General features: G+C 73.4%; 4 protein-coding genes. 3 read left to right on the forward strand and 1 reads right to left on the reverse strand.

Annotated features, from left to right (window positions below):
* A partial coding sequence (locus tag ACW0Q9_RS29745) for an MFS transporter (protein WP_456186973.1) occupies positions 1–527 on the reverse strand: 527 nt, incomplete at its 3' end.
* Positions 528–640: 113 nt separating this feature from the next.
* Here ACW0Q9_RS29745 and ACW0Q9_RS29750 point away from each other — a divergent pair.
* The 3 genes from ACW0Q9_RS29750 to ACW0Q9_RS29760 all read left to right on the forward strand — a co-directional run.
* Positions 641–1,267 carry a TetR/AcrR family transcriptional regulator gene (locus ACW0Q9_RS29750; protein WP_091316184.1) on the forward strand — a complete coding sequence of 209 codons (627 nt, stop codon included), beginning with the start codon at positions 641–643 and terminating at the stop codon, positions 1,265–1,267.
* 96 nt (positions 1,268–1,363) lie between these two features.
* Entirely contained in the window at positions 1,364–2,701 is a 1,338-nt protein-coding gene (locus ACW0Q9_RS29755) for an acetyl-CoA carboxylase biotin carboxylase subunit (RefSeq protein WP_456186975.1), read from the forward strand.
* A 159-nt stretch (positions 2,702–2,860) separates the two neighbouring features.
* Positions 2,861–3,685, forward strand: an 825-nt coding sequence (locus tag ACW0Q9_RS29760; RefSeq protein WP_456186977.1) for a hydroxymethylglutaryl-CoA lyase, incomplete at its 3' end; no start/stop codon positions are given.

The raw sequence follows: 3,685 nt of genomic DNA on the forward strand, positions 1-3,685 counted from the left end.
GTGAGCGCGTCCACGGCGAACGGGAGCGCCGCGGCCAGGGCGAAGAGCAGGCCGGCCAGCGGGGTGCCGAGGAGCCCGCCCGCCACGGCCGCGCCGGCCTGGAGCCGGCCGTTGGCGGTGGGCAGGGCCGCCGGCGACACCAGCGACGGCAGCAGCGCGAAGGCGGACGCGTCGAACAGCGTGCCCAGGGTGGCGAGCAGGAACGCGGCGGCGGCCAGCGCGGCGACCCCGGCCCGGCCGGTGACGACCAGCCCGGCCAGCGCGGCCACCACCGCGGCCCGCGCCCCGTCCACCGCCGCCATCGTGCGGCGCCGGTCCCACCGGTCGGCGTACGCGCCGCCGAGCAGCCCGAACAGCAGCGGCGGGAGTTGCCCCGCCACGGTCACCGCGGCGATCGCCCGGGGGTCGCGGGTGAGCGTGGCGGCCAGCAGGGCCAGGGCCGGCGTACGCAGCGCGTCGCCGAACCGGGACGAGACGGCGGCGGACCAGAGCAGTCGGTAGTCGCGGCCGAGCGCGGGAGCGGTCATGCCGACGGACCCTGCGGCCTGAACCCGGTCGAGGGTCAAGCGGCGCGGGATGTGAGGCGACCGACGGGTAACCGAGGCTCCACCAGCTTGGGCGCGCGGTCTAGGCTGGCCCGGTGGCGGTGGAACAGCAGGCGCGGGGCGCGGCGAACGGCGCGACGGGTGCGGGCCGGCGTCGGTCCCGCCGGGACGAGATCCTGGAGATCGCGGTCGGGCTCTTCGCGGCGCGCGGCTACCACGGGGTGTCGATGGACGACATCGGCGCCGCCGCCGGGGTCACCGGCCCGGCGCTCTACCACCACTTCGCCGGCAAGGAGGCGATGCTTGTCGCCGCGCTGATCCCGGTCAGCGAGGGGCTGCTCGCCGGTGGCAAGGAGCGGGCCGCCAACCACCCCGACGACCCGCGCGGCACGCTGGAGTCGCTGATCGACTTCCACGTCGACTTCGCGCTGGCCAACCCCGCGGTGATCGCCCTGCACCTGCACGAGCTGGACCGCCTCCCCGACGAGCCGCGCCGCCGGATCCGCCGGCTCCAGCGGATGTACGTCGAGGAGTGGGTCACCGTGCTGACCGCACTGCACCCCGGGCTGCCCGACGGCGAGGCGCGGGTGCTGGCACACGCCGCGTTCGGCCTCATGAACTCCACCCCGTTCCTCGGCGGCGAGGTGGACCGCCGCCGCCGGGCCGAGCTGCTGCGGGGCGCGACCCTCGCCGCCCTGCTCGCCCCCACGGACCCGGCCTGACGCCCGGCGCGCCTTAACGCCCGTTAAGCGCGCGCGCCGTACGCGTGTTAAGAAGGGGCCCCTGCTATGCAAGAGGCGTCAAGAAGGGACCCTTCCTTGTTCGAATCGCTGTTGGTGGCCAACCGGGGCGAGATCGCGCGCCGGATCATCCGCACCGCGAGGAAGCTCGGCGTCCGTGCGATCGCCGTGCACTCGGAGGCCGACGCCGGGCTGCCCTTCGTCACCGAGGCCGACGAGGCGGTCTGCGTCGGCCCGGCCAATCCCGCGCTCAGCTACCGCAACGTCGAGGCGATCCTCGCCGCCGCGCGGGACACCGGCGCCCAGGCGATCCACCCCGGCTACGGCTTCCTGTCGGAGAACGCGGAGTTCGCCCGTACCGTCGAGGCCGGTGGCCTGATCTGGGTCGGGCCCGGCGCGGACGCGATCGCCGCGATGGGCGACAAGATCAACGCCCGGAACCTGATGGCGGCGGCCGGGGTGCCGGTCGCGCCGGGCACCACCGACCCGGCGGCCGACCTGGCCGCGGCGGTCGCCGCCACCGACGAGATCGGCTACCCGGTGATGGTCAAGGCCGCGGCCGGTGGCGGCGGCATGGGCATGGGCGTGGCGACCGACGAGGCCGCGCTGCGCACCGAGTACGACAAGGTCCGCTCGTTCGCCGAGCGGATGTTCGGCGACGGCTCGGTGCTGATCGAGCGGTACTTCCCCCGGGTACGCCACGTCGAGGTGCAGATCCTCGGCCTGGCCGACGGGCGGGTGGTGGCCCTCGGCGAGCGCGAGTGCTCGGTGCAGCGCCGCAACCAGAAGCTGGTCGAGGAGTCCCCGTCCCCGGCGGTCTCGCCCGAGCTGCGTTCGCGGTTCCTGGCGGCGGCGGTCCGCGCGGGCGAGGCGGTCAACTACCGCAACGCCGGCACGGTCGAGTGCCTCCTCGATCCCGCCACGAACGAGTTCTTCTTCCTGGAGATGAACACCCGGCTCCAGGTCGAGCACCCGGTCACCGAGTACGTCTACGGCGTCGACCTGGTCGAGGAGCAGCTGCGGGTGGCCGCCGGGCTGGCCCCGACCTTCGACCCGGACGCGCTCGCGCCGCGCGGGCACGCCATCGAGCTGCGGATCAACGCCGAGGACCCGAAGCGGTTCCTGCCCGGCCCGGGCGCGATCACCACCTGGAACGAGCCGGCCGGCGAGGGCGTCCGGGTCGACTCCGGCTACGTCGCCGGCAACACGGTCACCCCCTTCTACGACAGCCTGATGGCCAAGCTGATCGTCAGCGGCGCCACCCGCACCGAGGCGGTCGAGCGGGCGCGGGCCGCGGTGGCCCAGTTCGAGATCGCCGGCCCCAAGAACAACCTCCCCTTCTTCGCCGAACTGCTGGAGAACGAGGAGTTCCTCTCCGGCGACTACGACACCGGCATCGTCTCCCGCATGCGCTGACCCCACCCCCACCCCCGTTGATCATGAGGTTGGCGGCGACACAACGGGCAGAATCTGCCGCCAACCTCATGATCGACGGGGGTGGGAGGGGAAGGGTGGGATGCTGGGGAGCATCCATCACGTAACACCGTCACAGTGAGGTGACCCCTTATGGCGGAACTGCCGGACTTCGTTTCCATCCGGGAGGTCGGGCCGCGGGACGGGCTGCAGAACGAGGAGCCGATCCCGACCGACGCCAAGGTGCGGCTGATCGACGCGCTCTCGCGTACGGGTGTGCGGCGGATCGAGGCCGTCTCGTTCGTGCACCCGAAGGCGATCCCGCAGATGGCGGACGCCGACGAGGTGTGGCAGCGGGCCGCGAAGGCCGATGGGGTGCGCTACTCCGCGCTGGTGCCGAACAGCCGGGGCGCGCAGCGCGCCCTGACCGCCGGTTTCACCGAGATCGAGGTGGTGGTCTCGGCCAGCGACACGCACAACCGGCGCAACGTCAACCGCTCCACGGAGGAGTCGCTCGACGACATCGCCGAGCTGATCGACCTGCTGCACAGCGCGGGCGCGACCGCCGAGGTGATCGTGGCGACCAGCTTCGGCTGCCCGTACGAGGGGGACGTCGACCCGAAGCGGGTGGCCGGGATCGTCGACCGGGTGGTGCGGGACGGCGCCGACCGGGTGGCCTTCGGCGACACCACCGGCATGGGTACGCCCCGGCGGGTCCGTGAGCTGGTCACCGCGGTCCGCGACCGCAACGCCCACGTGCCGGTGCTGCTGCACTTCCACAACACCCGCGGCACCGCACTGGCCAACATGCTCACCGCCATGGAGCTGGGCATCACCGAGTTCGACGCCAGCGTCGGCGGTCTCGGCGGCTGCCCGTACGCCCCGGGCGCCAGCGGCAACCTGGCCACCGAGGAGGCCGTGCACATGCTGCACGACATGGGCATCGACACCGGGATCGACCTGGACGCGCTCATCGAGGCCGCCGAG

It is taken from the genome of Micromonospora sp. I033 (assembly GCF_053890995.1).